Origin of the sequence: Sulfitobacter sediminis (assembly GCF_040811725.1) — a bacterium.
GTDB lineage: Bacteria > Pseudomonadota > Alphaproteobacteria > Rhodobacterales > Rhodobacteraceae > Sulfitobacter > Sulfitobacter sediminis.
Genome location: NZ_JBFNXX010000079.1, coordinates 1 through 1,766 on the forward strand (window position 1 = coordinate 1; position 1,766 = coordinate 1,766).

A 1,766-nucleotide genomic window follows, 5' to 3' on the forward strand; every position below is an offset into this window, starting at 1 on the left:
GGCAGAGCTGCCCGAAGAGGCATCCGGCATTCAGTTTTTGTATGAAGCAGTTCAGACATTAGAGGCGCCTTATCCTTGGTACGACCGCAGGCTCCGCAAACCATCGTAGAAACAGCGTCAGGCTATCTACCTGATCGTCATGCTTGCCGTTCGGGAATAATGTCGCTTCCCTCTGGAAGTCTGCGAGCCACGCAGCCTCAGAAGGCACGAATATCTGACCACCCTCGATCAGGTGCGAGACCGAAAGCAAACGGGTTGGCTTGTCGTCCTTCGGAACGAGGCCGCGGACGCTATGGCGACCCTCGTGCCGCAAGTCCTGGAGCAGCTGTATACCCGATCCGGCTTCCTCGATCAGGATCAGTTTCGCTCCCCAATTTTTTGCCAGCTCGGGGATCAGACGCCTCAACTCCGGAAACTCGAGACGAACCCGATGCACATCGAGGAGCCAGGCTTGCCGCTCCCTTACCCGCCAGGTCGTGCAGACAGACCAATCATTAGCTTCGTCCGCCTTCGATGCCGTATCCCAACTTTGGACAATGCGATCGCCAGACACCGGTTTCGGCGGCTCGGCATAGGTCGAAAACCAGTTCCACTTGATCAGCCCGCCACCGAGCGGCGCCGGCCGCTGCTGGTACTGCGCCGCAAACAGATACGACCCGAGTTCCGCCCTTCGCTCATCAAGAATAGCTTGGGATAACCGCTCCGGGTGGAGCAAATGACCGGGACTACGCGTGATCGCGCCACGCCGGCCCAGATCGATCACCTGGTGTTCCTCGGCGATCGCAGGAAGGTCGAGATGGGTCCAACCGCCGCTTTCTAGCAGCATTCCGGCAAGATCTTCCTCGTGCACCCGTTGCTGAATCAACACGATGGCTGAGGTTGCAGGATCATTCTGACGGCTCAAAAGGGTCGACCTGAACCAGTCCAGCACGGCCAGTCGTTTGACCTCTGACGTCGCATCTTCAGGTTTGTGCGGATCGTCGATCAGGATGACGTTGCCCCCCCGGCCCGTCAGGGTCCCGCCAATGCTCGTCGAGAACCGACCGCCTCCGCGCGTCGTAGCAAAGTCCGCTCGTCGCGTCCGACCTCGGGCGAGCCGCGTCGCCGGGAAGATACTGCGATACCACGGGGCTTCGATGACCTTCAGACAATCTAGCGCCAACTTCTCGGCCAGAATGTCCGAGTAGGACACCGCGACGATCTGCTGGCTTGGATCTTGGCCGAGGAGGTAAGCCGGGAACGCGACAGACGCCGCGATCGACTTCATCGAACGGGGAGGCATGGTGATGATCAGTCGACGGATGTCGCCCGACGCTATCCGTTGAAGCTGCCACGCGATGGCATCCACATGCCAGCCATGCCGATATCTCGCGCCGGGATCCACGGTCACGAAGGCGCGCTGGATGAAGCTGGAGAGGTCACGTCGCAGTACTGCTCGTAACAAGTCGGCGCGATTGAGCTCATTCATCGGGCTCACCTCCGCTTATTTTTTCTTGTTCGGCACCAACCGCCGGCCCGGCAATCAAGCTCGCCTCAAACCGCGCCAGGATGTCTTCGTCGGTTTGTGCGAGGGCACGGCTTTCCTGTTTCGCCTCCAACTCCGCTGCCATTTCACTCGCCAGCGACAGGATTTTTTCGATCGCCCGGGGATTCCCCTTCAAGCCTTGCTCCGCGAGCCGCATGAGGGTGGCCTCGAGTGCGCTGATGCGTCGCCGCTTTCCGCCATCCGTAATGGTAACCTGCCGAGACAGCATTTCCTGGACATG

Annotated in this window: 2 protein-coding genes; both read right to left on the reverse strand. The window is 59.9% G+C overall.

Translation table 11 applies throughout. The annotated features are described in order from the left end of the window. Positions 1 to 58 precede the first annotated feature (58 nt). On the reverse strand, positions 59 to 1,468 hold the full coding sequence (terL, locus tag AB2B41_RS23205; protein ID WP_367880201.1) for a phage terminase large subunit: 1,410 nt from the start codon (positions 1,466 to 1,468) through the stop codon (positions 59 to 61). Further along, positions 1,461 to 1,766, reverse strand: a 306-nt coding sequence (locus AB2B41_RS23210) for a DUF5681 domain-containing protein (protein WP_367880202.1), incomplete at its 5' end; no start/stop codon positions are given. The genes AB2B41_RS23210 and terL, both read right to left, overlap by 8 nt.